This window comes from Verrucosispora sp. WMMD1129, from assembly GCF_029581255.1.
GTDB lineage: Bacteria > Actinomycetota > Actinomycetes > Mycobacteriales > Micromonosporaceae > Micromonospora > Micromonospora sediminimaris.
This window is the reverse complement of record NZ_CP120741.1, coordinates 4,096,459-4,120,323: the sequence shown is the minus strand read 5'-3', so window position 1 is coordinate 4,120,323 and position 23,865 is coordinate 4,096,459. Positions and strand designations below refer to the sequence as shown.

Sequence of the window (23,865 nt, the reverse complement as noted above, 5' to 3'; positions counted from 1 at the left end):
CGCCGCCCGGGCGGTGCTTGCTGTCCGGCCCCTTTGCTCTGCTTCACTCCACGCACCGGCCAAGCGCCGGAACCTGTGCGTCGGTTGAAGCAGAGCTGGCGGATGGGCAGCGCAGGGGTCGTGGGCCGCCTGCCAGCTGACGAATGCTGCCGAATCCTCCCCGAAAGATGGAGCGATGCCCGAACCACTGGACTCCGCCCTGGCCGAGGTCCGCTCGATGCTGCTCGGACCGAGCCTGACCCGGGCCGTGGCGGCCGGACGGCGGCGCGGCCAGCGTCCCTCGGTGATCCGGGCCGAACTGCGGCCCGTCGCCCTCAAGGCCGGTCAGCGGTTGCAGATCTCCACCTCCGACGGAGCCCGGCCCCACACCCGCAACCTGAGCCCGGGACCGGAGGCGGACGCCGCGGTGGAGGCGCTGCTGGCCGAGCCGTTCGGCAACTGGCATGTGGAGACCGCCGACGCCACCCTGCAATTGCGGGTCACCAAGTCGGGTGAGGCCCAGGTGCACCGCAGCACGGCGAGCCGGTCGGCCGCTCCAGCGGCAGCGACCGGGCACGACCGGGCCAAGGAGTACCTGCTCGATCCGGGCGATCCGCTCTTCGCCGAGATCGGCGGCTCGGCGGCCAAGCGACGACAGGTGGACGCGTTCCTGCGGGCGCTGACCGCCACCCTTCCGGACGGGCTGGCCGGGCAGTTGGACCGACCGCTGCGGGTGGTGGACCTGGGTTGCGGCAACGCGTACCTGACCTTCGCCGCGTACCGCTACCTGTCCCGGTCGGGCCTGGACGTCGAGCTGGTCGGCGTGGACGTGCGCGACGACCAGCGCCGCCGCAACACCGAACTGGCCGAGCGGCTGGGCTGGGCCGGACGGGTGCGGTTCGTCGCCGGCACGATCGCCGACGCGGCTGTCGAACCACCGCCCGACCTGGTGCTCGCACTGCACGCCTGCGACACCGCCACCGATGAGGCGCTGGCCCGGGCGGTGGGCTGGCACGCCCGCTGGGTGCTCGCCGCGCCGTGCTGCCACCACGACGTCGCGACGCAGCTGCGTAACCGGCCGGCACCGGGGCCGTACGACCTGCTCACCCGGCAGGGCATCCTGCGGGAGCGCTTCGCGGACGTCCTCACCGACGCGCTGCGTGCCGGGCTGCTCCGGTTGCACGGCTACCGGGCCGAGGTGGTCGAGTTCGTTGACTCCGCACACACCCCCCGGAACCTGCTCATCCGGGCCCGGCGAACAGGTGCCGACCCGACCGCCGCCCAGCGCACGGAGTACCGGGACCTGGTCTCCCAGTGGCAGGTCACACCCCGGCTGGAGACGCTGCTCACGCAGGCTTCGCCCACGGTGTGACGGATTAGCGGCTCGCCACCGGAATCGTCTGGTCGATCAGTCAGTTGTCGAGCGCCCTTCCCGTACTACTCTCGAAGAGCGCACCGTCGGGTGCCGGTCGGGAGGGAAGACCCACCGGATGGGTTCGGCAGAGGTTTCGCCGCAGATGGCCTTCGCGCGTTTCGTACGCCGCGCCATCGACGATGCCCGCGAGGAGCGCGGCTGGACCGTCACCGACCTGGCCGCCCATACCGGCGTCGGTCGCTCGACCGTCTTCCGCTGGCTCGCCGGTGACTGGCAGGACTATCCCGAACTGGCAAAGGTCCGAGGCTTCTGCGCCGCGCTCGATCTGCCGGTGGCGGCTGCCTTCCGCGCTCTCGGTCTGCCCGACGCGGGCCCCGGGTCCTGGCGACGCGGCGACGACGGCCCGGTGGAGGCCGATGTGCGGGTGATCCTGCAACGGTTGGCGGATCCGGCGGTGCCGGCCGAAGAAAAACACCACATCCGCGACCTGCTGCGCTACCTCGCCCGCCGGCCGGTCCGCCGGCCGGCGGACCCCACCGCCGCACCGATGCGCCGGACGGCGGGCTGACACAGGGCCTAAGGCACCGACACCGTGAATTCTGCCGTGCGTACCTCTCCCCCCGTGGCGAAGTCCAGGTAGAGGCGGTACCGCCCAGGCCCCGGCGTGGTCAGCCAGAACCGGATCGCCCCGTCGGCCAGCTCCGCCTCCGGGTGCACGTGCAGATAGCCGAGGTCGCCCTCGCGCAACGCGACGAGGTGACCGTACGCGCCGAGGTAGCGCTCCAGCGCCGGGCCGGCGCCGTCCGCCCCCGTGATCCGGAAGTCGACCGGCACGGTGAGCCCGGGCTGGGGAACCCCCTGGTACGTGACGGTGAAGTCGTCGGCCCTGGCCGTGGTCGCCGGTGTGGGCAGGTCACGAGGCGTGTAGCTGCCGGGCGCGACCAGATCCACCCCGAGCGTCGTCGCCGTCTGTCGGCCGTCGTCGGCGACGGCGGTGAAATCGGCGTACGCGCGCCAGACGCCGGGCGACGGCAGCGTGAGCGGCACCGACCAGGTGCCGTCCACCGCCATGGTCGGATGCAGGTGCTGATAGCCGGACAGGTCCCGACGCACCACGATCACGTGCATCGGCTTGTCGTGCACCACCGCGAACCGGGTGACCGTCCGCCGCTGCCCGTCCCGGATCTGGAAGCGCATCTCACCTGCCTGACCGGGGGTGAACTCGGCGGTCAGCGGGGCCAGGGTGTAGCCGTCGCGGCTGACGGCCAGACCGCCGGCCTCGGCCGCCGCGTCCTGGTCGGCGCCGTGCGAGTGCGCGCCGGCGCCGGGGGCGTGGGGGTGATCGGCCAGCGCGCTGTCGGTGCCGCCGGCCGCCGTGGGGCCACCGCCCCCGTTGATCCGCCCGAGCCCGAATCCGAGCAGCACCGCCAGCACGAGCCCGCCCACCACCAGCGCCAGCCGCAGCGTGGCGCGATCCGGTACGGCCGAGGCCGCGGCAGGCGCCCGGCGGGCCGGCGTCACGCCGGAGTCCTGACCGGCGACTGGTCGCTCGGTGGTGCGTACCGACCCGAGCGCGGGCGCGTCGGGTGCCTGGTCAGCCATGCGCCCACCGTACCGCCGGGCGAATCGGACACCCGGCGGGCCGACCGGATCGTGGTTCCGGTCGCATCCTCAGGCGGCGACGGCGAGTGCGAGCGGCAGCACGCCGGTGGCGCCGGCGCGGCGCAGTTCCCGGGCCGCCATCGTCATGGTCCAGCCGGAGTCGACCAGGTCGTCCACCAGCAGCACCGGGCCGTCCAGGTCGGCGACGGCCTCGGCGAGACGGTCGGGGACGGTGAGGGTGCCGTGCAGGGCGCGTACCCGCTGCGCGCTGTTGCCGCCCGGACCGTCGGCGGCCACCGACCCGGTGGGGATTACCTGGCCGAGCAGCGGCAGCCGGCCGACGGCGGCGATCCGCTCGGCCAGCGAACCGACAAGCGCCGGACGGGTCCGGGAGCCGACCGCGACCACCCCGGCCGGGCGGTCCGGCCAGGGGTCGTCACCGTGCGCCCACGCCTTGAGCACCTCGACGACGGCGGCGGCCACGTCGTCGGGCACCGGGCCGTCCGGCGCGTCCGGGCCGACCAGCCCGCGCAGCCGACCGCCCCAGCCGAGATCCGACAGCCGGCCGACGGCGCGGCCCGGCAGCGCCTGTTCCGTCGGGGCGATGCGCCCCTTCAGGGGTACGCCGACCGACTCCAGCCCGGTCGGCCAGAGCTTCTTCGGCGCGACCTGCACCCCGGGGCGGCCGAGGAAGGTCTGCGCGGCGGTCAGCGCGGCCGCCGACACCTCGGGCGGGAACAGCGGCTCGGCGCAGCGGTCACACCGGCCGCAGTCGACCGCCTCCGCATCGTCCAGACATTCGCGCAGGTAGCGCATCCGGCAGCCGGTCGTCGCCGCGTACTCGACCATGGCTTGTTGTTCGGCGGTGCGGGCGGCGGCGACGCGACGCAACCGGGCCTCGTCGTAGGTCCAGGGCTCCCCGGTGGCGAGCCAGCCGCCCCGTACCCGGCGGACCGCGCCGTCCACGTCGAGCACCTTGAGCATCAGTTCCAACCGGGCCCGGCGCAGATCCACCAGCGGCTCCAGGGCCTGCGTGGACAGCGGCCGGTCGGTGTGCAGCGCGGCCAGCACCGCGCGGACCTGCTCCTCGGGCGGGAAGGCCAGTGAGGCGAAGTACCGCCAGATGGCCGCGTCCTCGGCACCGGGCAACAGCAGCACCTCGGCATGTTCGACGGCCCGCCCGGCCCGGCCGACCTGCTGGTAGTACGCGATCGGCGACGGCGGCGCGCCGAGATGCACGACGAAGCCGAGATCCGGCTTGTCGAAACCCATGCCGAGCGCGCTGGTGGCCACCAGGGCTTTGATCTTGTTGTCCAGCAGGTCCTGCTCGGCGGCGCGGCGGTCGGCGTCCTCGGCCTGCCCGGTGTACGCGGCCACCGCCCAACCGCGCGAGCGGAGGAACTCGGCGGTCTCGGTCGCCGAGGCCACCGTCAACGTGTAGACGATGCCCGCACCGGGGAGCCGGTCCAGGTGGTCGGCGAGCCAACCGAGCCGGTGCGCCGGGCTGGGCAGGTCGAGCACGCCCAACCGCAGCGACTCCCGGTCCAGGCTGCCGCGCAGCACCAGGACGTCCGGTCGCGGCCCGGCCGCCGCTGTCGGTTCGGTGCCCAGTTGCTCGGCCACGTCCCGGGTCACCCGGGCGTTGGCGGTGGCGGTGGTCGCGAGCACCGGGGTGCGCTCGGGCAGGTTACCGAGGAAGGTGCGCAGCCGGCGGTAGTCCGGCCGGAAGTCGTGCCCCCAGTCCGACACGCAGTGCGCCTCGTCGACCACCAGCAGACCGGTGGTGGCGGCCAGCTTCGGCAGTACGGCGTCCCGGAAGTCCGGGTTGTTGAGCCGTTCCGGGCTGATCAGCAGCACGTCCACCGTGCCGGCGTGGATCTCGGCGGTGATGGCGTCCCACTCGTCCAGGTTCGCCGAGTTGATGGTGCGGGCCCGGATGCCGGCCCGGGCCGCCGCGTCGACCTGGTTCCGCATCAGGGCCAGCAACGGCGACACGATCACGGTCGGGCCGGTGGGTCCGGCCCCGGCGCCCTGGCCGTCGCGGTCGCGCAACAGCGCCGTCGCCACGAAGTACACAGCCGACTTGCCCCACCCGGTGCGCTGCACGCAGAGCACCCGACGCCGGTCCACCACCAGCGCCTCGATCGCCCGCCACTGGTCCTCGCGGAGCCGGGCCTGCGCGCCGGCCAGCCGCCGCAGCACCGCCTCGGCCCGCTGCCGTACCACCGTCCGTTCCTGGCCCATCCGACGTTTCTACCAGCGTCGCGGCGGCAGAGCCGGGCCGCGTCCGGGAGTGTGTTCTACCATTCCCGTTCGATACCGGAGAGAGAGACGAGATGACTCAGCGAACCGGCACCACCGCCACGACCCGCCGTCTCGCGGCCGTGGCCGCCGCCCTGCTGGCCGCGACAGTGGTGGCCGGCTGCGACGACGAGGCCACTCCGGCGGCGGCGCCACCACCGCCGGACCCGAAGCAGGAGCTGCTGGCGGCCGTGCCGGGTGAGCAGGACCCGGCCTTCCGCTTCACCACCAGCGACTCGTCCGGGGACGTCTCCGGCGTGGTCGACCCGGTGAACCGGGGCATGGACATCGACACGGTCACCAAGGACAAGGACTTCACGCTTGAGATGTCCTTCCGGATGGTCGAGTCACGCACCTGGATGAAGGTCAACTTCAAGGGTGCCAAGGACATCCAGAAGCTGATGAAGCTGCCAACCAAGTGGATGGAGCTGGATCCGGCGAAGATCGAGGGACCGGACTCGCTGCCCACCTACGAGGGCACCGACCCGGGCAACGCCGACGCGATCATCCGCGCGGCCTCCGATGTCCAGGCCGGTGAGCCCGGGACGTACACCGGTGTGGTGGACCTGTCCGTGGTGCCGGAGCTGGCTGACGCCCTGGAGGGCGTGGCCGCGCTCGACGACACCGACGGGCAGCTTCCGCTCAGCGCGGTGGTCGGCGCGGACGGCAACCTGTCCTCGCTGACGCTGGAGATCCCGCCGGCCGGCAAGAAGAAGGCGTCCGAGTACGTGGTCGAGTACTTCGACTTCGGTGCCGCCCCCGCCGTCGTCGCGTTCACCGAGGAGCAGGCCCAGCAGGCCCCGAACGCCGCGTACGACCTGCTGAACGGCTGACGGGTCAGCGGCCGAACACCGACCCCCCGTTGACGCCGAGCACCTGCCCGGTGACGTAGCCGGCGGCGGGGCTGGCCAGGTAGCGCACCGACTCGGCGACGTCGTCCGGCACCCCGGCCCGGCCGACCAGGGTCGCGGCCACCCGCTGCGCGTGGCCCTCGGGGGTCATCCGGCCGTCGAAGAACTCGGTCTCCGCGACGTAGCCCGGGCTGACCACGTTGACCGTGATCTGATCCGGCCCGAGTTGGGCCGCGAGGCTGTACGCCCAGCCGTGCAGCGCCGCCTTCGCCGCCGAGTACGCGTCACCGCCACCGCGCTGTGCGGCGATGGAGCTGATCAGGATCACCCGACCGCCGGGCCGGCGCAGTGCCGGCCGCAGCGCCTCGGTGAGCAGCACCGCGGTGAGCACGTTGGTGTCCAGGGTCGCCCGCCAGTTCACGGCGATCCCGGCAAGCGTGTCACTTTCCGCGCTGTGGTAGCCGCCGGCGTTGTTGACAAGCACGTCGACCGGCCGACCACCCACCGCCTCGACCACCTTCGCCGCCTGGTCCGGGTCGGTGAGGTCCGCCGTCACGGCACGGATCGCCTCGGGACGGCCACATTCGGCGCCGATCCGCTCGACCGTCGCACTGAGCACCTCCGCGCGCCGGCCCAGAACCAGCACCGAGCACCCGTCCAGGACGAGCGACCGTGCCACCGCCGCCCCGATCCCCGTACCGCCGCCACTGACCACGGCCAACCGCTCGCTCATGCCGTCCTCCCCGTCGCTGCTTTTCCCGCACGCGCCCGGCCGGACCCGCCACCGCCGTGCCGCAGCGCGACGGTGACCAGCCGGATGCCCGGCTGGCCGGACCGACGCGTCGGTCCGGCCACCGATCATGAGGCTAGCGCGGCGGGACGGCACGCCGTCCGTGCCGTCCCGCCGACCGCCTGATCAACCTCGCTGGCGGGAGCCGGGACGCAGGGAGTCACGGAGCAGGGCCAGGCGAGGAGCGAGGCTGGCCAGGCCACCGGGGAAGAAGTAGACGGCCAGGATGAAGACCGTGCCGAGCACGAACAGCGGCTGGGACAGCGGCCGGCTGAGGAACGCCGGCAGCGCGTTCACCGCGTCGGAGGTGCCGAACGACACCAGTCGGTGGTCCAGGTACATGTAGAGGATGCCGCCCAGCACCGGACCCCACCGGGTACCCGGCCCGCCGAGGACCACCATCACCAGCAGCGACAGGGTCAGCTCGCTGCTGGTGATGTGCGGCGAGGCACCGCCGACGATCAGGCAGTAGACCGCCCCGCCGGCCGCCGCCAAGCCGCCAGCCAGCGTGAAGGCGACAAGCTTGAAGCGGTACGGATCCAGCCCGAGCACGCCGATGCGGCGCTCGTCGTCGCGCAACCCGGCCAGCACCCGCCCGGTCGGCGAGCCACTGACCCGGTGCACCACGAAGACCACCACCACGAGATACGCCAGCGCCAACCAGTACAGGTTTACCGTGTTGGTGACCCCGACCAGCCCGTCCGGCAGCCCGGCGACGTCAAGCGGCAGCCCCTCCTCACCACCGGTGAGGCCACCGAAGTCCCGGGCCACCAGGATCGCCCCGACCTGCGCGAACGCCAGCGTCACCATGGCGAAGGCGATGCCGACCGTACGCAGCGCCACGGCACCGAGCAGCCCGGCGAGGATGGTTCCGCCCACGATGGCCAGCGGTGCGGCCTGCCACAGCGGCAGCCCGGCCCGGGTGATCAGGATGTCGGTGCCGTAGACGCCGGCGGCGAAGTAGAGGGCGTGGCCGAAGGAGAGCATTCCGGTGCGCCCGAAAAGCAGGTCGTAACCGGCCGCCAGACCGCCGAAGACCAGACACACGGCGAGCAGTTGCAGGGTGCCCGGCGAGTTCAGCGCGCCCTCGAAGATGCCCGGCAGGTGCAGCGTCGAGTACGGCAGGATCAGCGCCACCACCAGCGCGACCAGCGGCAGGAACGGGCGGAGCCGGCCCCAGCGGCCTGGTTGCTCGGTCAACTCGTCGGGCACCACCGCCGGTGGTGCCGAAACCTCGGGGCTCTTGACCTCGGTCATGCCGTAACCGCCTTCCCGGCGATGCCCTGCGGACGCAGCAGCAGCACCACGGCCAGCAACGCCACCACGCAGATGTCACCCAGTCCGGAGGTGCCGTAGTAGTTGACGAACTGTTGCAGCAGCCCGACCGCGACCGCTGCGTACGCGGACCCGACCACCGAGCCCATGCCGCCGATGACCACCACGATGAACGCGAAGATCAGCAGCGAGCCGCCCTGCTGCGGCGAGACGGTGCCGAAGTAGACGCTGCCCAGCGCCCCGGCCAACGCTGCCGCCGCCCCGCCGATGGCGAAGACCAGGGTGAACGCCTTGCGTACGTCGATGCCCAGCGCGGTCACCATCTCCCGGTTCTCCACGCCGGCCCGGATGATCAGGCCGTAGCGGGTCCAGCGGAGGAAGGCGAGGATCGCGCCGAGCACCAGCGCCGCAGCGACGATCAGCAGGAGACCTCCGTTGGGCACCTGCGCGCCGAAGATCGAGGTCACCTCGCGGGTCCATGCCGGACGGGGGAAAGGTCGGGCGTCGGCGCCCCAGGTGGCCTGCAACAACGCCACGCCGGCCAGCGAGAGGCCGACGGTGACCAGCACCTGCTCGATGGTGCGCGAGTAGAGCGGCCGGATCAGCACCAGCTCGACAAGCACCGCCATCAGCGTGCCGGCGGCCACCCCGAAGGCGACCGCGACCACGAAACCGAGGCCGTCGGGGCCGGCGCCGGGCAGGTTCCCCGCCGCCCACCAGGTGGCGTACGCGCCGACGCCGAGGAACAGCCCGTGCGCGAAGTTGAGCACGTCGGCCAGGCCGAAGACCAACGACAGCCCGGAGGCGACCAGGAAGTAGAGGGCGGCCAGGCCGAGCCCGGTAAGCGTCAGCAGAATGATCGCGTCCATCAGTTGCCGTCCTCCGAGGCCGACGCGGCGGCGGCCGGCTGGCTGGCGGTCTGGTGGCCCTCTGCCGAGCCGACGCCGAGCAGGGACCGGGTCAGCGCGGTTTCCAACAGCAACTCCTGGGCGTCGCCGGCCCAGGCGACCCGTCCGGCGGCGAGCACCACCGCGTCGCGGGCCAGCCGCCGGACCACCGCCAGGTTCTGCTCGACCAGCAGCACCGGCACGGACTCCGCGACCCGTTCCAGCACCTCGGCCACCTCGGTCACCACCTTCGGCGCCAACCCCTTGGTCGGCTCGTCGACCAGCAGCAGCCGGTTGTCGTTGAGCAGCACCCGGCCGATGGCGAGCATCTGCTGCTGCCCACCGGAGAGCGATCCGGCCCGCTGCCGGGAACGCCGGTCCAGCTCGGGAAAGAGTGCGAACACCCGGTCGTACGCCGGGGTGGTGCCGCGCCGCTCGGCGAGCCGCAGGTTCTCCGCGACGGTGAGTCCGGCGAAGACGCAGCGGTCCTCGGGCACGTAGCCGAGCCCATCGCGGACCAGGCGGTGGGTCCGCTGGGAAAGTAGGCTCCGGGCGCCCATCCGGACCGTGCCGCGTACCTCGCCGCTGCGCGGAGTCAGCCCGACGACGGCGCGCAGCGTGGTGGTCTTGCCGACCCCGTTACGGCCGAGCAGCACGGTGACCCCGGTCGGCGCGACCGTGAACGACACTCCCTGGAGGATGTGCAGCCCGGCGATCCGGACCGACAGATCCTCCACGGTCAATACGGGTTCGCTCACAGCGACTCCCCGAGGTAGGCCTCTTGTACGGTCGGGTTGGCCATCACCGTCTCCGGCGTGTCGCACGCCAGCAACGCGCCGTGGTGCATGACGGCGATCCGGTCGGCCAGTTCGAGGATCACGTCCATGTGGTGCTCCACCATCAGCACCGCTCGACCGCTGTCCCCGGTCAACGCACGGATCACCTGGACCAGTTCCGGCACGTCCTCGGCGCTGACCCCGGCCATCGGCTCGTCGAGCAGCATCACCCGTGGCTCGCCGGCCAGCAGCAGGGCGATCTCCAGCTTCCGCTTCTCGCCGTGGGCGAGGGTGCCGGCCAACGCCGTACCCCGGTGGGCCAGGCCGACCCGGTCGAGCGCCGCGTCGGCGGCGGCGGCGACCTCCCGGTCGGCCGCCGCCCGCCGCCACAGCTTCAGCGAACCCCCGCGGTGTGCCTGCACGGCGAGCCGGACGTTCTCCCGCACGCTCAACGAACCGAACACCGAGGACGCCTGGAACGTACGGCCCAGGCCCAGCCGGGCCCGCCGGTACGGCGGCAGGGCAGAGATGTCCTGTCCGTCCAGGGTCACCCGGCCTTCGGTGGCCCGGCGCAGGCCGGTGATCAGGTTGAACAGTGAGGTCTTGCCGGCGCCGTTGGGACCGATCACGCCGAGAAACTCCCCGGGTGCCAGGTCCAGATAGACGGAGTCGACGATGGAGACCTCACCGATCCGCCAGGTCAGACCGCGGGTGGCGAGCATCTCGCGTCAGCCCTTCATTGCCTGGACCGGCGGCGCGGTCTCGTCACCGGTGAGCGCCTTCTGAGCGGTCGCGGTGAACGTGTCGCCGCTGCCGGTCAGGCTCGCCTGGTACATCGGCTGGAGCAGCGCGTGGTCCTCGGCACGGATGGTCATGCTGCCCTTGACGCTCTCGAAGCTCCAGCCCTCCAGCGCGGTGACCATCTTCTCGACGTCGTCGCCACCCTCGGTCACGGCGCGGACCACCATCTGGGCGGCGGCGAACCCGTCCGGGTGGAACAGGTCGAGCGTGCCGCCGGGGACCTTCGCCTTGGCGGCCTTGGCCGCCTCGGTGTCGCTGGCCCCGTCGAAGTAGTGCGACAGGAAGGAGATCTTGCTGCCGGCGGCACCGAAGGTCGGCCAGGAGGCGCGGATGTCCAGGCCCGTGACGACCGTGGTGGAGGTGAGCACGCCCTGCTGGTCCAGGGTCTGCCACATGGCCGGGGCGGTGGTACCGGCCCAGGCCACGAAGAGCAGGTCCGGCTTGGCGGACTTGATCTGGCTGGCGAACGGGGTGAACTCGGTCGCGCTGGCCGGCGCCCGGACGGCGCTGACGCTCGCGCCGGCTCCACCGATGACGGCCTTGACCGCGGCCTCGTTGGCGTCGCCGAAGGCGCCGTCCTGGGCGAAGACCACCACCTTCTTGCCGGCCGGGTCGCCGATGAACGACTTCGCGGTCACCACGTCCTGGTACGACTGCCGGCCGGAGCGGAACGTGTACTTGTTCGCGCCGGTCACCGCGTCGGTGGCGGCCGGGCCGGAGATGAACAGCACCTTGTTCTGCGCGGCGATCGGGGCGACCTGGAGCGCCACGCCCGAGGCCGTCGAACCAGCGATGATCTTGTTGCCCTTGCCGATCAGATCCTTGGCTGCGGAGACCGCCTTAGCCGGGTCACCGGCGTCGTCGACCTCGGTGATCTCGATCGTGCGGTCGCCGACCTTGTTGGTGCCGTCGGTGGCGAAGTCCAGGCCGGCCCTGAACCCCTCGATGTACTGCTTTCCGTAACTGGCCAGCGCTCCCGACTGGGAGTAGACCAGACCAACCTTCACCGGGGCGGCGCTGTCGCCGCCGCCGTTGGCGGTGTCCTGAGGGCTGCCACAGGCCGTGGCGGCGATCGCCGCGGCCATCATCGTGGCGGCGGAGATGAACACCCGCCGTGTCGTCCGGACCGTCATTGCGACTCCACGTGAGGACTCAGAGGGAGGAACCTTATGTGTCGGCTCACGCTAGAAGTGACGTCACCCACGGGCCATGTGGTCGAAACACACAAGTAACCGGGCCGAGGTGGCCGGCACTTACAAGCCCGGAGCCCGGGCGCACCGGCCCAGCACAACGGCGGTCGCCCGCTGCCACGGTTCGCGGCCGTCATGTGTCGCCCCCCGCCACGGTCCGCCGCCCACTCGCGAACGCTCTCCGGCGACGACGAGTTGCGGCATGTCGGGGCGTCCGGGCCAGCCGAAGGCACAGGTCGCGGTGTCTCGCGGGACGGCGGCCCGTTTCCTACCCGGCGGACAGCTGCTCGGCCAGTCGGTCCAGGCCGCTCTTGATCAACCGGCCGTAGTCGTCGTCAGCGAGCTCGACCATCCCCGCCTCCGCGCGGTGGAGGTGGTCGCGGGCCAGGTCGAGATCACCCAGTCTGCGGTAGCAGTCACCGAGGTTGAGGTGCAGTGACGGATACAGGCCGGCCACGGTCATCGGCACGCCGGCCTCCGCGACCCGGGCGTCGGTGAGCTGGTCGGCCGCTGCCAGCGCCCGCTGATCCCAGAGCAGCTCCCGGTGAAGGTCGTCCTGCACATCGGCCATCGAGTGGGCGAGGACGCAGACGTGCAAGGGGTCGCCCCGCTCCCCGCCGATCTCGTCCCAGATCTGCGCGAACAGGTCGCGAGCGGCCTCGCGCTGGCCTTGTTGATGATGCAACTCGACCCCCTGGCCGATGCGCACCAACGTCGCATCCATGATCATCCGCCGCCCAACCCGACGTCCCTCCGCAGCCCACCCACCTACCTCGCCGACGCTACGTCCACGACCCACAATCCAATACCCCGCAACCCTTCGAGAACGGCGGTGGTCGCGGGAGACAGCAACATCCCCAAAGTTGCAGGGTCGCCAGCGCCCGAGGCGGCAGTATCCCCGAAGTTGCCGGCTAGACCGGGACGGGGCAGAGCAAGGGCGGGTCGGGGTGCGGGGCGTCGGGATGTCGGTTCAGGCCCGGAACCGCGCGCAGAATCGGAAGATTGTCTGGTGCGTCGGTTTCTTCGTCACCCGGTGCGGCTCGTGCCGCTGGTCTTCCTGGTGGCGATCCTGATCGGCACCGGCCTGTTGATGCTGCGGCCGATGACCATCGAGTACCAGCACACCTCGTTCATGACCGCGCTGTTCACCGCCACGTCGGCCATCTCGGTGACCGGCCTTACCGTCACCGACACCCCGAACTACTGGTCCGGCTCCGGGCTGGCGCTCATCACCGTGCTCACCCAGTTGGGTGGGCTCGGCATCCTGACCGGTGCCGCGCTGGTGATCCTCACCGTGTCCCGGCGGCTCGGGCTGCACAACCGGCTGCTGTTGCGGGCCGAGACCGCGGAGTACGGGATCGGCGACGTACGCCGACTGCTGCTGCGCATCGCCACCACGGTCTTCGCCTGCGAGCTGGCGATGACCGTCGTCGTCACCGGCCGGCTCTGGCTGGGCTACGACCAACCGTTCCGGCGGTCCCTCTGGTCCGCCGCGTTCCACTCCATCCAGGCCTTCAACAACTGCGGATTCTCGCTCTACCCCGACGGGCTGTTGGCCTTCTCCCGTGACCCGTGGGTCAGCCTGCCGTTGGCCCTCGGCGCGATCGTCGGCGGTCTCGGCTTCCCGGCCCTGTTCGAAGCGGTCCGCGAGTGGCGGCAGCCGGCGCGCTGGGCGGTCGCCACCAAGCTGACCATCTGGGGCAGCGCGGCGCTTGTCGTGTTCGGTGCGGTCGCGTTCCTGTCCGCCGAGTGGGCCAACCCGTGGACCGTCGGCCAGTACGACGTACCCGGCAAGGTGGTGGCCGCGTTCACGCAGATCGCGTTGGCCCGCACCGGCGGCTTCGAGGTGGTGCCGACCGGCCTGCTCCGGGAGGAGAGTCACATCCTGCTGATCGGGCTGATGTTCATCGGTGGCGGCAGCGCCAGCACCGCCGGTGGGATCAAGGTCTCCACCTTCTTCCTGCTCGCCTTCGTCATCTGGGCGGAGGTCCGCGGCGAGCCGGACGTCACGGTCGGTCACCGTCGGATCGCCACCGCCAGCCAGCGGCAGGCCCTCACCGTCGCGCTGCTCAGCGTCGCGATCGTGGCCGGCGGGACCGCCACGCTGATCGCGATGACCGACAAGCTTCCGTTCTACGCCGCGTTGTTCGAGGTCACGTCGGCTTTCAGCACCACCGGGCTCTCGGTGGGCGTCCTCTCCTCCCTGTCCGACGGTGGCCAGTTCCTGCTGACCGTGCTCATGTACGTCGGCCGGGTCGGGCCGCTCACCTTCGGCTCGGCGATCGCGCTGAACACCCGACGTCGGCTGTACCGATACCCAGAGGAGCAACCCATTGTCGGATAGGAAATCGGACCCGGGCGGCATCGCCGTGATCGGCCTCGGCCGGTTCGGCAGCCATCTGGCCGAATCGCTCTCCGCCCTCGGCCGCGAGGTGCTGGCCATCGACCGGGACGCTCAGCAGGTGCAGAAGTGGTCGTCGATGCTCGACCAGGTGGCGCAGGCCGACGCCACCGACGAGGGCGCGCTGCGCCAGCTCGGCCTGTCCGACCTGCCCCGGGTGATGGTGGCCATCGGCGCCTCCGTCGAGGCCAGCGTGCTCACCGTGCTCGCCCTGGTGGAGCTGGGCGTACCGCAGATCTGGGCCCGGGCGACCTCGGGCCAGCACGCGAAGATCCTCTCCTCGGTCGGCGCGCACCGCGTGATCTTTCCCGAGGCGGAGACCGGCGAGCGGCTCGCCCATTTGATCATCAGCCGGACGCTCGACTTCGTGGAGTTCGATGAGGCCTTCGCAGTGGCACGGGTCCGCGTTCCGCGGTCGCTCGCCGGTCGCCCGACCAGCGAGATTCAACTGCTGGACCGCTACGGCGTACGGGTGATCGGGGTGAAGCGGCCGGGCGAGAACCGGTACCGGTACGCCTCGCACGTCCTGGACCTCACCGAGGACACGATCCTCATCGTGGAGGGAACCATCGAACAGATCCAGCGTTTCGCCGCGCGGTCCTGACCGCTCAACTCACCGGCCGGAGCCCTTGCCGGGCTTGTCCGGCTGCGGCTTGCCTCCACCCTTGCCCTTCGCCTTGCCGTCGTCCGGCTTGGCCTTCTCGGCCTTGGGCTTCTTCGCCTTCGGTTTGGTGTCACCGGACCCGGCCTTGCCGGCCGTTGCCTTCACCGTCTTGGCCGTGGCCGACTTGGTGGGTGCCGGTTTGGTGGTGGGCGCGGTGCCAGCCACCCCGGAGACCTGCACCCCGCACACCGCCGTGCCGATCCGGAACTCCACCGGCAGCGGGTTCGTCCCGGAGTACCGCCCGGTCAGGTTCACCTTCTCGGTGGCACCCGGTGCCAGCGCCGGCCGCTGCGGGACCGGTTGCACCGCCACCGACCGGCCCTGTTGCCGCACCGGCACCGGTGTCGCGTCGGTCACCTGCTGCTCGCCGGGGAACGCGAAGCTCATGGTCCAGTCGCGCAGTTCACGATCGCCGGTGTTGGTCAGGCTCAGTTCCGCGGTGAAGTCCTTGCCGGAATCCTTGCGCAGCGCGTACGTCACCTGGCAGGGAATCTCCTGTTCGCCGCCGATACGCGCCTGGGTCGGCTGATCGATTCCACCGCTGGCGGGGCTGTGCGACGTGACCCCCCAGACCGCCGCCGTGACGGCCATCAGCCCGGCGGCGGCCGTCACCGCCTCGATCCGGCGCCTGCGGTTCAGCCGGCGCCGGGTGCGCAGGCCGGCCAGGGGCAGCGCGTCGGTCGCCGCGGACCAGGGCAGGATCGTGGTACCGGCGTCGGCCAGCGACGACGGGCCGATGTCACCCACGCCGGTGCCCACCGGCACCGTCGACACCTTGCCGGCCGCCTCCGCGAGGACCCGGGCCAGCTCTGCGGTGGCCGGACGATCCGCCGGCCGCTTCGCCAGGCAGCGCTGCACGAGGTCGGCGACGGCACCGGGCAGGCCCGGCACGTCGGGCATCGGCTCCGGCTCGCGGTACATGTGGGCGCGCAGCATCTGGGTGGTGGTGTCGGCCTGCCAGGGCAGCCGACCGGTGAGCATCCGGTACAGCAGCAGCCCGACCGCGTACACGTCGGTGGCCGGGCTGACCTGGCCGTTGTCGAGCCGTTCCGGCGCGAGATACGCCGGGGTGCCGAGCAGGTTGCCGTCGGGCCCCTTCTCGCTCTCACCGACCAGCGCGGAGATGCCGAAGTCGACCACCTTCACCCCGGTCGCGGTGAGCATCACGTTGCCGGGGGTCACGTCGCGGTGCACCACACCCCGGGCGTGCGCGGTGGCCAGCGCGGAGGCGACCTCGGCCGCCACCGCCACCGCCTCCCGCCACGGCAGGCGTCCGTCCCGGGCCAACCGCGCGGTCAGCGGACCGCCGTCGATCAGTTCCATCACCACGTACGGCACGGTCAACCCGACCTGCACGGACTCGCCGTAGTCGTACACGTTTGTGATGTTGGGGTGGCAGAGCCGGGCGGCGGCCTGGGCCTCGATCCGGATCCGGTGCCGAAACGCGCGGTCGCTGGCCAGCCGGGACGCGAGCACCTTGACCGCCACCTGCCGGCCGAGCACCTCGTCGTAGCCGCGCCAGACCACCGACATGCCGCCCGCGCCGAGCTGTTCGATGAGCCGGTACCGCTCACCGAGCAGTTGCGCGCCTCTGCTCACCGCACCACCCATGGTCGGCGTTGTTGCCCGACGTGAGGCCGCCTACACCTTTCTGGTCTGATTCGGTCACGGATGTCACCCGATCAGGCGGTGGCGAGCAGTTGGTCCACCGGAGCGTAGTCGTCGGTGAGCACCAGCGCGTCGCCGACGAAATCCGTCAGGTCACCGCCGCTGAGCAGACTGGCCGGCTCGTTGGCGTCGTCGAGCCGGGCCCGTACCGCGGCCAGTGGCAGTGGCGCGTCGGAGGCCATGATGAGGAAGTTCGCACCCCGCTCGCCGGCCAGCGCCTCGGGCGGGGCGATCAGCGCGACATGCCCGAACTCGGCGGCGACGGTGGCCACCTCACTGCGGATGAACCGCAGCGGCGGGTAGTCGATGACATTCTGCACGTACACGCCAGCTGGGCGGGTCACCCGGCGGATCTCGGCGGCCATCTCCCGGGTGGCCAGGTGCCAGGGCACCACCAGGTGCCCGAAGGCGTCGCCCACCACGAAGTCGCGGCTGTCGGTCGCCTCGTCGGCCACCAGCATCCGGGCGTCACCCACCACCGCCCGCAGGTCCGGTCCCTGGCGTACGCCGAGTCGCCGCTCCCCCAGCTCGACGAGCCCGCCGTCGATCTCGAACACCAGGTTGTCGGTGCCGGGCCGGGTGGCGGTCAGGTAACGCGGCACGGTGAACCCGCCCCCGCCCAGGTGCAGCGCGTCGAGCCGCTGGCCCGACGGGGCGAGCACGTCGGCCACCGCGCCGATCCACCGGGTGTACGCGTACTCCAGGTGGGTCGGGTCGTTCAGGTCCACGTACGAGTGCTGGGCCGAGTTGAGCAGCAGCGTCCGCCCGCTGGACCGACCCGGGTCGGCCTGTACCCGGGCACAGTGGTACGCCGTCTCGACGTCGCACGGGTTCGGGGCGACCATGGTCAGCCCGGCCCCGGCCAGGCCGAGCACCGCCAGGGCGGCCTTGACCCGGGCCGGCCCGGGTAGGGCGGGCCGGTCCTGCCGGTGCAGGTACACCCCGAGCGCGATGCCGGTGATGCCGAGGGAGGCGGCCAACCCGAACAGGATGACGGTGCTGGGCAGGGCTGCCACCAGCACGAAGCCGGTGACCAGGGTGGCCGTGACGGCGCCGAGGGTGCCGATGCCGGAGAGCCGGCCGACGACCTGGCCGGTGCGGCGCAGGTCGGCGAGCTGAAGTTTGATCACCAGTGGGCTGACCGCCGAGAGCAGCATCGCGGGCGCGAACACGGCGACCGCGACCAGCAGCAGAACCGCGCTTGCCGCACCGCCCCGCAGCACCTCACCGGCGTACCGCACCGCCGGCAGGGTGATCGCGGTGGCGATGCCGGAGAGCACCAGCGCCGGGGCCAGCAGCGTACGCGGGTTGCGCCGGTCGGCCAGCCAGCCACCCGCCCAGGCCCCGTACGCGATCGCCGCCAACGCGATGCCGATGACCGAGCTCGTCACCTGGAGGGTGACCCCGACGTACGGCCCGACCAGGCGCAGCGCGGCGGTCTCCAGGACCAGAACGGCACCACTGGAGTAGAAGACCAGGAACGCGGCGAGCCCGTTGGGCAGGGCCCGGGGCACCTCCGGCGAAGACGGCGCGGTTGGGGCCGCCACGTCAGGCGATGGAGAGTTCATCGTGGCGATGGTACGCAGCGGCCCCGGGCCGGCGGGTCAGTACATCGAGAGATGAACGTGGTTCGTGTGGTCGGCGGCCGGGCTGCCGCTACCGCTGTACGCCCGCCAGCCGGTGCCCGGGTGCCAGATCTGGCGGTACCAGATGACGTAGAGCACGCCGAGCCGGTCGGCGTTGCGGACGTGCCAGGCGGCCAGGCTGTCACCGTACGACTTGTCGCCACCGGTCGCCGTGCGGTCCTCGAAGCCGTTCGTGGCGGCGGAGAAGTCGCAGGCCCGACCCTTGGGGTGCTCGCCGGAGCCGCCGCTGCGGTAGCAGGAGACGTGCCGCTTGTATCCGGCGGCCTGGGTCTGCTTCAGCGCGTGCAGCGTGCGGGGCGTGATGCAGCCCGAGGTGGTCGGGTCGTTCACCGAGCACGACTCGCCGGGCCAGGAACCGTCGGAGTTACGCGGTGCCGGCTTCGCCGAGGTGGAACTGCCACCGCTGAACCCGCCGCCGCTACCCGAGCTGACCGCGGCCAGGGCCGCCTCGGCCTCCTTCTTCTTCTTCGCCATCACGGCCAACTGCTTGGTCTGCTCGCGCACCTCGGCGTTGATCGCCAGCTTGGCCTGCCGGGCCTGCTCACGCGCCTCGGTCAGCTCCCGGATCCGGCGGCTGTCCCGCTGGGCCATCATGTCGAGGTTGGCGGCGCGCTGCACGAACGCCTCCGGCGTCGCGCTGTCCAGCAGTACGGCCGCCGGGCTGAGCCGCCCGACCCGGTAGGACTGTGCGGCGACCTCGCCGACCATGGCGGTCAGCTCGTTGAGCCGGCCCTCCATCGCGGACAACTCCTTGGCCATCTGCTTCTGCCGCTTCTTGGAGCCGTCCAGCTTGCGCTTGGCGTCGATGTGCGCCTTGGCGGTGGCTTCCAGAGCGTCCCGCAGCTTCTTGCTGCCACCCTCGTTGGGCTCGGCGTACGCCGGCACGGCACCCACGCCGAGCAGCAGCGCCACGGCGGCGAGCAGGGCGATCAGCGGCCGGTGGGCGTACCGCCGGACGGGCATGGACCTGCGCACGAAAGCATCCTTTCGTCGGCCGCCGGCCCCCGATGAGTTCCACTGCGCGGCGGCGGCCCCCGCCGGCGCCGGTCGGCGGCCTGCTGGCGGAAGGCCGCCGGTCAGGATACCGGAACCATCCCTCCCGACCAGCCCGCCGACCCCCAACCCCGCCGAACCCTCAACCACCCGCAACCGCTCCCTCACCCTCCGCACCCATACCCGGCGTTGATCATGAGGTTGGCGGCATTTTCGGTCGAACTCGCCGCCGACCTCATGATCAACGCCGGGTGGGCGCAGGGGATCAGGTGGGGAGGAGAGTGGTGTGGACTTTGGTCCAGACCTCCTGGTTGGCGGCTACCAGTAGGCCGTGTTCGGTGTCGGCGGGGTGGTAGTCCGTGCCGTCGAGCCGGCGGGCGACTCCGCCTGCGGCCCGCACCAGCAGGGTGCCTGGGCCGTGGTCCCAGGGCAGGGTCCGCCAGAACAGCACGAACTGCTGCCGGCCGGTGAGCACGTCGAGATACTCGCGACCGGCGCAGTGCTGCCCCGGTAGCAGCTCGCCGAGCCGCGCACCGCCCGCCTCCACCGTGCGCCGTGAAGGCCCCGGCAGGAACTTCGTCATCGCGGTGCCCCGCAGCTCACCCGTTGGCGGTGCCCCGTCGGGCAGGTGCAACGGCCGACCGTCCAGGTACGTGCCCTCGCCGTTACGGCCGGTCGCCAGCGCGTCGGCCAACGGGTCGAACACCCAGGCGGCCACCGGCTCGCCATCGGTGAGCAGGGAGACCATCAAGGCGAACGGGCGGCGGCCCGCTGCGAAGTTCGCGGTGCCGTCGACCGGGTCGACCAGCCAGACGTCCCCCGAGGCACGCAGGTGACGCAGCAGGTCGGGATCGTCGGCCACCGCCTCCTCGCCGACCACCACCGAGCCGGGGCGCAGTCGGAGCAACCGGGCGCTGATCATTTCCTCGGCCCGCCGGTCGGCGACCGTGACCAGCTCACCGGGGGCCTTCTCGCTCACGTCGGCGGCGTCGAGATGGCGGAACAAGGGCAGCACGACGCGGTCGGCAGTCTCCCGCAGCAGCTCGCCGACGTCGTCGAGCAGGGTGTCAACCACGCGGCGGCAGCTTCACCACGCTGACGAAGAACTCGTCGATCTGCCGGACCACCGCGATGAACTGCTCGAAGTCGACCGGCTTGGTCACGTACGCGTTCGCATGCAGCTGGTAGCTGCGCAGGATGTCCTCGTCGGCCTGGGAGGTGGTAAGCACCACCACCGGGATCCGGCGGAGCTGCTCGTCCTTCTTGATCTCCTCCAGCACCTCCCGACCGTCCCGCCGGGGCAGGTTCAGGTCGAGCAGGATCAGGTCCGGCAGCTCCGCGTCCGCGTACTGGCCCTCGCGACGCAGGTAGGCAAGCGCCTCGGCACCGTCGGACACGACGTTGAGCCGGTTGCGCAGCTTGTGCTCCTCGAACGCTTCCTGGGTCATCAACACGTCGCCCGGGTCGTCCTCGACCAGAAGCACCTCGATCGGGCTGTTACCGTCCGCCGGCGCGGTCATCCCACCGCCTCCTTCATGCCACCTGTCCCACCGCCGGCCTGTGGCAGGCCAGCGACGGCCGAGGGGCGTTGCGAGTCGCCGCCGGCCTCGGCGCCGACGGTACCGTCACCCGCCGGGACCTCGTCATCGGCCCGGCCTGCCGCCGCGTCCGTCCCCACCGCCGCCGGAGCGGCCCCGTCCGCAGCCTCCCCGTCCGCAGCGGACCCGTCCGCGCCGGTGGCGCTCTGCGCAGCCTCCGTGTCGGCGGGCAGCGCGGGCAGGGTGAAGCGGATCGCCGTCCCCTCGGGCACGTCGGTGTCCACCCAGACCCGACCGCCGTGGTACTCCACGATCTTCTTGACGATCGCCAGCCCGATTCCGGTACCCGGGTACGCGTCCTTGGCGTGCAGTCGCTGGAAGATGACGAAGATCTTGTCGGCGAACTCCGGCTCGATCCCGATGCCGTTGTCCTGGCAGGTGATCTCCCAATCCTCGCCGATCAGCCGGGCCGAGACGTGCACCTTCGGCGGAACATCCGCCCGACGGAACTTCACGGAGTTGCTGACCAGGTTGACCAGCAGGTTGGTCAGCAGCGGCTCCTCGCCGCGGATCACCGGCAGCTCGCCCCAGGTCAGCTCGGCGTCGGCGTACTGCCGGGCCGGCTCGGTCTGTGCCGCCACCTCGGCCATCAGGCGGTTCAGGTCGACATCGGTGAAGCCCGTGGTGAGCCGGCCGATCCGGGAGAAGGCCAGCAGGTCGTTGATCAGCCGCTGCATCCGCTGCGCGCCGTCCACCGCGAAGGCGATGTACTGGTCGGCCCGCTCGTCGAGCCGCCCGGCATAACGCCGCTGGAGCAGCTGGCAGAAACTCGCCACCTTGCGCAACGGCTCCTGCAGGTCGTGCGAGGCGACGTAGGCGAACTGCTCCAGGTCACGGTTGGACCGGGTCAGCTCCTCGGCCTGCTTCTGCAACTGAGCGTTGACCCACTCGATGCGCTCCCGGGCCTCACGCACCTCAGCCAGGTCCGCGGCGATCTTCTGGCGCATGGCGTCCACGTCCTCGCCGAGGCGCTGGAACTCCGGCGGACCGGTGCCGGTGATGTGGTGGCCGTAGTCGCCGACGGCGACCTCCCGAACCTGCCCGGCCAGGCTGGTCAGCGGACGGATCACCATCCGCTCCAGCGAGGTGAGCAGCACCACCCCGGTGACCAGCACCACGAGCGCCGCGATGACCAGCAGCAGCACCAGCAGGTTGCTCGTGCTGCGTACGTTCGCCGCGGCCTCGTCGCGAACCTCGAGGATGCCGTTCTGCAACACGTCGACGGCGACCCGGATCTGGTCGAACTGCTGCCGCGACTGGTCGGTGAGCAACTGCTGGCCGGCGGTGGCGCCACCGGTCTCGATGGCGGCGATGACCGGCAGGGCAACCGCCTGCCGCCACTGCTCCGCCCGCTGCTGCACCGTGCCGAACTCGTCACGCAGCTCCGGGTAGCTGGCCAACAGCCGGTCCATCGAGGCGGCCAGCTCCTGCTCCCGCTGCCGGCCGGTGTCGAACGGGGCGAGATCCTCCCGCTCGCCGGTCAGCGCGTACCCCCGGATCGCGGTCTCCTGGTCGACCAGGACCGCGAGCAGTTCCTGGGACTGGGCCCGCAGCGGACCTGTTTCGTTGAGCACCGCGTCGATGTGCGCCCGGCTACGGGTGGCGACCACCGCCTCCGCGACGGCCACCCCGAGCAACAGCAACCCGACGACGGCGACGAGCAGGGCCAGCCGACCGCGCAGGCTCCAGCCGGCACCCGTGGCCGTCACCGGCCACCACCCCGCGTGACCAGCAGCATCGCCACATCGTCGGCGAACGGGCCGTCGTTGAGCTGCTCGGCCCGCCCGACCAGCCAGGCCGGCAGATCGGGCAGCGCAACCGCCCGACTGGCCGGCTCGGTCAGCAGGCGGGTCAGGCCGGGCACGTCGAGACGTTCGTCGCCCGCGCCCACCCGGCCCTCGATCAGACCATCGGTGTACATCAGCAGAGACCAGTCCTCGGTGTCGAACTTCAGGTCGAAGGCGACGGGCCGACGCGGCCGTACGCCGAGCAGCAGACCACCCGGGGCGGGCACCGGAGTCACCCGCCCACCGGCGAGCAGCACCGGTGGCGGGTGGCCGGCCAGCCGCACCGTCGCCCGGCCGGCGTTGAGGTCCAGCCGGGCCGTCGCCACGGTCGCGAAGATCTCCTGAAGCCGACGCTCGCTCATCAGCACCTGTTCCAGCGCGGGGAGCACCTCGTCGTCCGGTACCCCGGCGAGGATCAGCGCCCGCCAGGCCACCCGCAGCTCGACGCCGAGGGCCGCCTCGTCCACGCCGTGTCCACAGACGTCGCCGATGATCAGATCCACCCGGTCGGGACGGGTCTGCACCACGTCGTAGAAGTCCCCACCGATCAGGGCGGCGTGCCGGCCGGGCCGGTAGAAGGTGTGTACGGCGATCTGATCGGTCGACATCAGCGGCTGGGGCAGCAGGCCGCGCTCCAACCGGGCCGACTCGGCCTGGCGCAGCTCCACCTCACGCAGCCGGCGGGCGTTCTCGTCGGCCCGTTTGCGCTCCACGGCGTAGCGCAGCGCCCGGGTCAGCAGCACCCCGTCGACCTGGCCCTTGACCAGGTAGTCCTGCGCCCCCTCGGCAACCGCCACGATACCCAGGTGCTCGTCGGTGCGACCGGTGAGCACACAGACGGCCGCGCTGCCGGACATCTCCAGCACCTGCCGCAGCCCGTCCAGCCCCTGCGCGTCGGGCAGCCCCAGGTCGAGCAGTACGCAGTCGACCCCCGCGATCCGTTGGCGGGCCTCGCTCAGGCTGGTCGCCACCAGCAGGTCGATTCCGGAGTTCGTCTCGGCCAGCAACTCGCCGACCAGGAAGGCGTCACCCTCGTCGTCCTCCACCAGCAGCACGCTCAGCCGCTCCCCGGGGGGCAGGTTCGGGTTGCCACCCAGCCCTCCCTGCGGGTACGGCCACGACACGACGGAGGGACCGGTCATCCCGGTCCCCCGGGCCGGCCGGGTCACCGCCGCGATTGGCGGCTGATCGCTGGTGATGTCGGGCTCCTTCCGAGTGCCCTGCTGATCCTGTATTAGACAACGTTCGCACACAACACGACGGGGCACCCTCAGGTGGCAT

21 protein-coding genes are annotated in these 23,865 nt (G+C 71.7%); 5 read left to right on the top strand and 16 right to left on the bottom strand.

All coding sequences use genetic code 11. The annotated features are described in order from the left end of the window. Window positions 1-175: 175 nt before the first annotated feature. Together O7624_RS19180 and O7624_RS19175 are read left to right on the top strand one after the other, a co-directional pair. Complete coding sequence (locus O7624_RS19180) at window positions 176-1,351, top strand: SAM-dependent methyltransferase (protein WP_282236786.1); 1,176 nt, start codon at window positions 176-178, stop codon at window positions 1,349-1,351. Window positions 1,352-1,469: 118 nt separating this feature from the next. Next, entirely contained in the window at window positions 1,470-1,922 is a 453-nt protein-coding gene (locus O7624_RS19175; protein WP_210937859.1) for a helix-turn-helix domain-containing protein, read from the top strand. An 8-nt stretch (window positions 1,923-1,930) separates the two neighbouring features. Here the strand turns inward: O7624_RS19175 and O7624_RS19170 are convergent, their stop codons facing one another. Continuing rightward, window positions 1,931-2,956: a hypothetical protein gene (locus O7624_RS19170; RefSeq protein WP_282236785.1), complete on the bottom strand. Its 1,026-nt coding sequence runs from the start codon at window positions 2,954-2,956 to the stop codon at window positions 1,931-1,933. Between the two features lie 69 nt (window positions 2,957-3,025). Further along, complete coding sequence (locus tag O7624_RS19165; protein ID WP_282236784.1) at window positions 3,026-5,200, bottom strand: DEAD/DEAH box helicase; 2,175 nt, start codon at window positions 5,198-5,200, stop codon at window positions 3,026-3,028. A gap of 92 nt (window positions 5,201-5,292) precedes the next feature. On the opposite strand from O7624_RS19165, the gene O7624_RS19160 reads away from it, so the two are divergent. Further along, window positions 5,293-6,090, top strand: coding sequence for a hypothetical protein (locus O7624_RS19160; protein WP_282236783.1), 798 nt, complete (start codon window positions 5,293-5,295; stop codon window positions 6,088-6,090). 4 nt (window positions 6,091-6,094) lie between these two features. Here the strand turns inward: O7624_RS19160 and O7624_RS19155 are convergent, their stop codons facing one another. The 7 genes from O7624_RS19155 to O7624_RS19125 form a co-directional block, all read right to left on the bottom strand. After that, window positions 6,095-6,841, bottom strand: coding sequence for an SDR family oxidoreductase (locus O7624_RS19155; RefSeq protein WP_282236782.1), 747 nt, complete (start codon window positions 6,839-6,841; stop codon window positions 6,095-6,097). A gap of 183 nt (window positions 6,842-7,024) precedes the next feature. Further along, on the bottom strand, window positions 7,025-8,155 hold the full coding sequence (locus tag O7624_RS19150) for a branched-chain amino acid ABC transporter permease (protein ID WP_282236781.1): 1,131 nt from the start codon (window positions 8,153-8,155) through the stop codon (window positions 7,025-7,027). Continuing rightward, complete coding sequence (locus tag O7624_RS19145) at window positions 8,152-9,042, bottom strand: branched-chain amino acid ABC transporter permease (RefSeq protein WP_093403525.1); 891 nt, start codon at window positions 9,040-9,042, stop codon at window positions 8,152-8,154. The genes O7624_RS19150 and O7624_RS19145 overlap by 4 nt, the downstream gene beginning before the upstream one ends. After that, a complete protein-coding gene (locus tag O7624_RS19140) occupies window positions 9,042-9,818 on the bottom strand; it encodes an ABC transporter ATP-binding protein (RefSeq protein WP_282236780.1) in 777 nt (258 codons plus the stop codon). Before O7624_RS19140 ends, O7624_RS19145 begins: the two co-directional genes overlap by 1 nt. Further along, window positions 9,815-10,558, bottom strand: coding sequence for an ABC transporter ATP-binding protein (locus O7624_RS19135; protein WP_093403522.1), 744 nt, complete (start codon window positions 10,556-10,558; stop codon window positions 9,815-9,817). Before O7624_RS19135 ends, O7624_RS19140 begins: the two co-directional genes overlap by 4 nt. Window positions 10,559-10,564: 6 nt before the next feature. Continuing rightward, complete coding sequence (locus O7624_RS19130; protein WP_282236779.1) at window positions 10,565-11,770, bottom strand: substrate-binding domain-containing protein; 1,206 nt, start codon at window positions 11,768-11,770, stop codon at window positions 10,565-10,567. A 325-nt stretch (window positions 11,771-12,095) separates the two neighbouring features. Then, entirely contained in the window at window positions 12,096-12,551 is a 456-nt protein-coding gene (locus tag O7624_RS19125; protein ID WP_348774955.1) for a hypothetical protein, read from the bottom strand. Window positions 12,552-12,836: 285 nt separating this feature from the next. Between O7624_RS19125 and O7624_RS19120 the strand changes: the two genes are divergently transcribed. Together O7624_RS19120 and O7624_RS19115 are read left to right on the top strand one after the other, a co-directional pair. Then, window positions 12,837-14,171 carry a potassium transporter TrkG gene (locus O7624_RS19120; RefSeq protein WP_282236777.1) on the top strand — a complete coding sequence of 445 codons (1,335 nt, stop codon included), beginning with the start codon at window positions 12,837-12,839 and terminating at the stop codon, window positions 14,169-14,171. Next, window positions 14,161-14,832 (top strand): TrkA family potassium uptake protein, encoded by a 672-nt coding sequence (locus O7624_RS19115; RefSeq protein WP_282236776.1) that lies wholly within the window; start codon window positions 14,161-14,163, stop codon window positions 14,830-14,832. The genes O7624_RS19120 and O7624_RS19115 overlap by 11 nt, the downstream gene beginning before the upstream one ends. 9 nt (window positions 14,833-14,841) lie before the next feature. On the opposite strand, the gene O7624_RS19110 is transcribed toward O7624_RS19115, so the two are convergent. The 7 genes from O7624_RS19110 to O7624_RS19080 form a co-directional block, all read right to left on the bottom strand. After that, on the bottom strand, window positions 14,842-16,503 hold the full coding sequence (locus O7624_RS19110; protein ID WP_282236775.1) for a serine/threonine-protein kinase: 1,662 nt from the start codon (window positions 16,501-16,503) through the stop codon (window positions 14,842-14,844). 71 nt (window positions 16,504-16,574) lie between these two features. Then, on the bottom strand, window positions 16,575-18,128 hold the full coding sequence (locus O7624_RS19105) for a fused MFS/spermidine synthase (protein WP_282236774.1): 1,554 nt from the start codon (window positions 18,126-18,128) through the stop codon (window positions 16,575-16,577). A 36-nt stretch (window positions 18,129-18,164) separates the two neighbouring features. Further along, window positions 18,165-19,169 (bottom strand): hypothetical protein, encoded by a 1,005-nt coding sequence (locus tag O7624_RS19100; protein WP_282240682.1) that lies wholly within the window; start codon window positions 19,167-19,169, stop codon window positions 18,165-18,167. Between the two features lie 295 nt (window positions 19,170-19,464). Next, complete coding sequence (locus O7624_RS19095) at window positions 19,465-20,274, bottom strand: inositol monophosphatase family protein (protein ID WP_282236773.1); 810 nt, start codon at window positions 20,272-20,274, stop codon at window positions 19,465-19,467. Beyond that, the gene (locus O7624_RS19090; protein WP_093403507.1) at window positions 20,267-20,719 is read right to left on the bottom strand and encodes a response regulator; all 453 of its coding nucleotides are present in this window, start codon (window positions 20,717-20,719) and stop codon (window positions 20,267-20,269) included. Before O7624_RS19090 ends, O7624_RS19095 begins: the two co-directional genes overlap by 8 nt. After that, the gene (locus tag O7624_RS19085; RefSeq protein ID WP_282236772.1) at window positions 20,716-22,506 is read right to left on the bottom strand and encodes a sensor histidine kinase; all 1,791 of its coding nucleotides are present in this window, start codon (window positions 22,504-22,506) and stop codon (window positions 20,716-20,718) included. The genes O7624_RS19090 and O7624_RS19085 overlap by 4 nt, the downstream gene beginning before the upstream one ends. Further along, window positions 22,503-23,753: a fused response regulator/phosphatase gene (locus O7624_RS19080; RefSeq protein ID WP_170863401.1), complete on the bottom strand. Its 1,251-nt coding sequence runs from the start codon at window positions 23,751-23,753 to the stop codon at window positions 22,503-22,505. The genes O7624_RS19085 and O7624_RS19080 overlap by 4 nt, the downstream gene beginning before the upstream one ends. Between the last annotated feature and the right edge of the window lie 112 nt (window positions 23,754-23,865).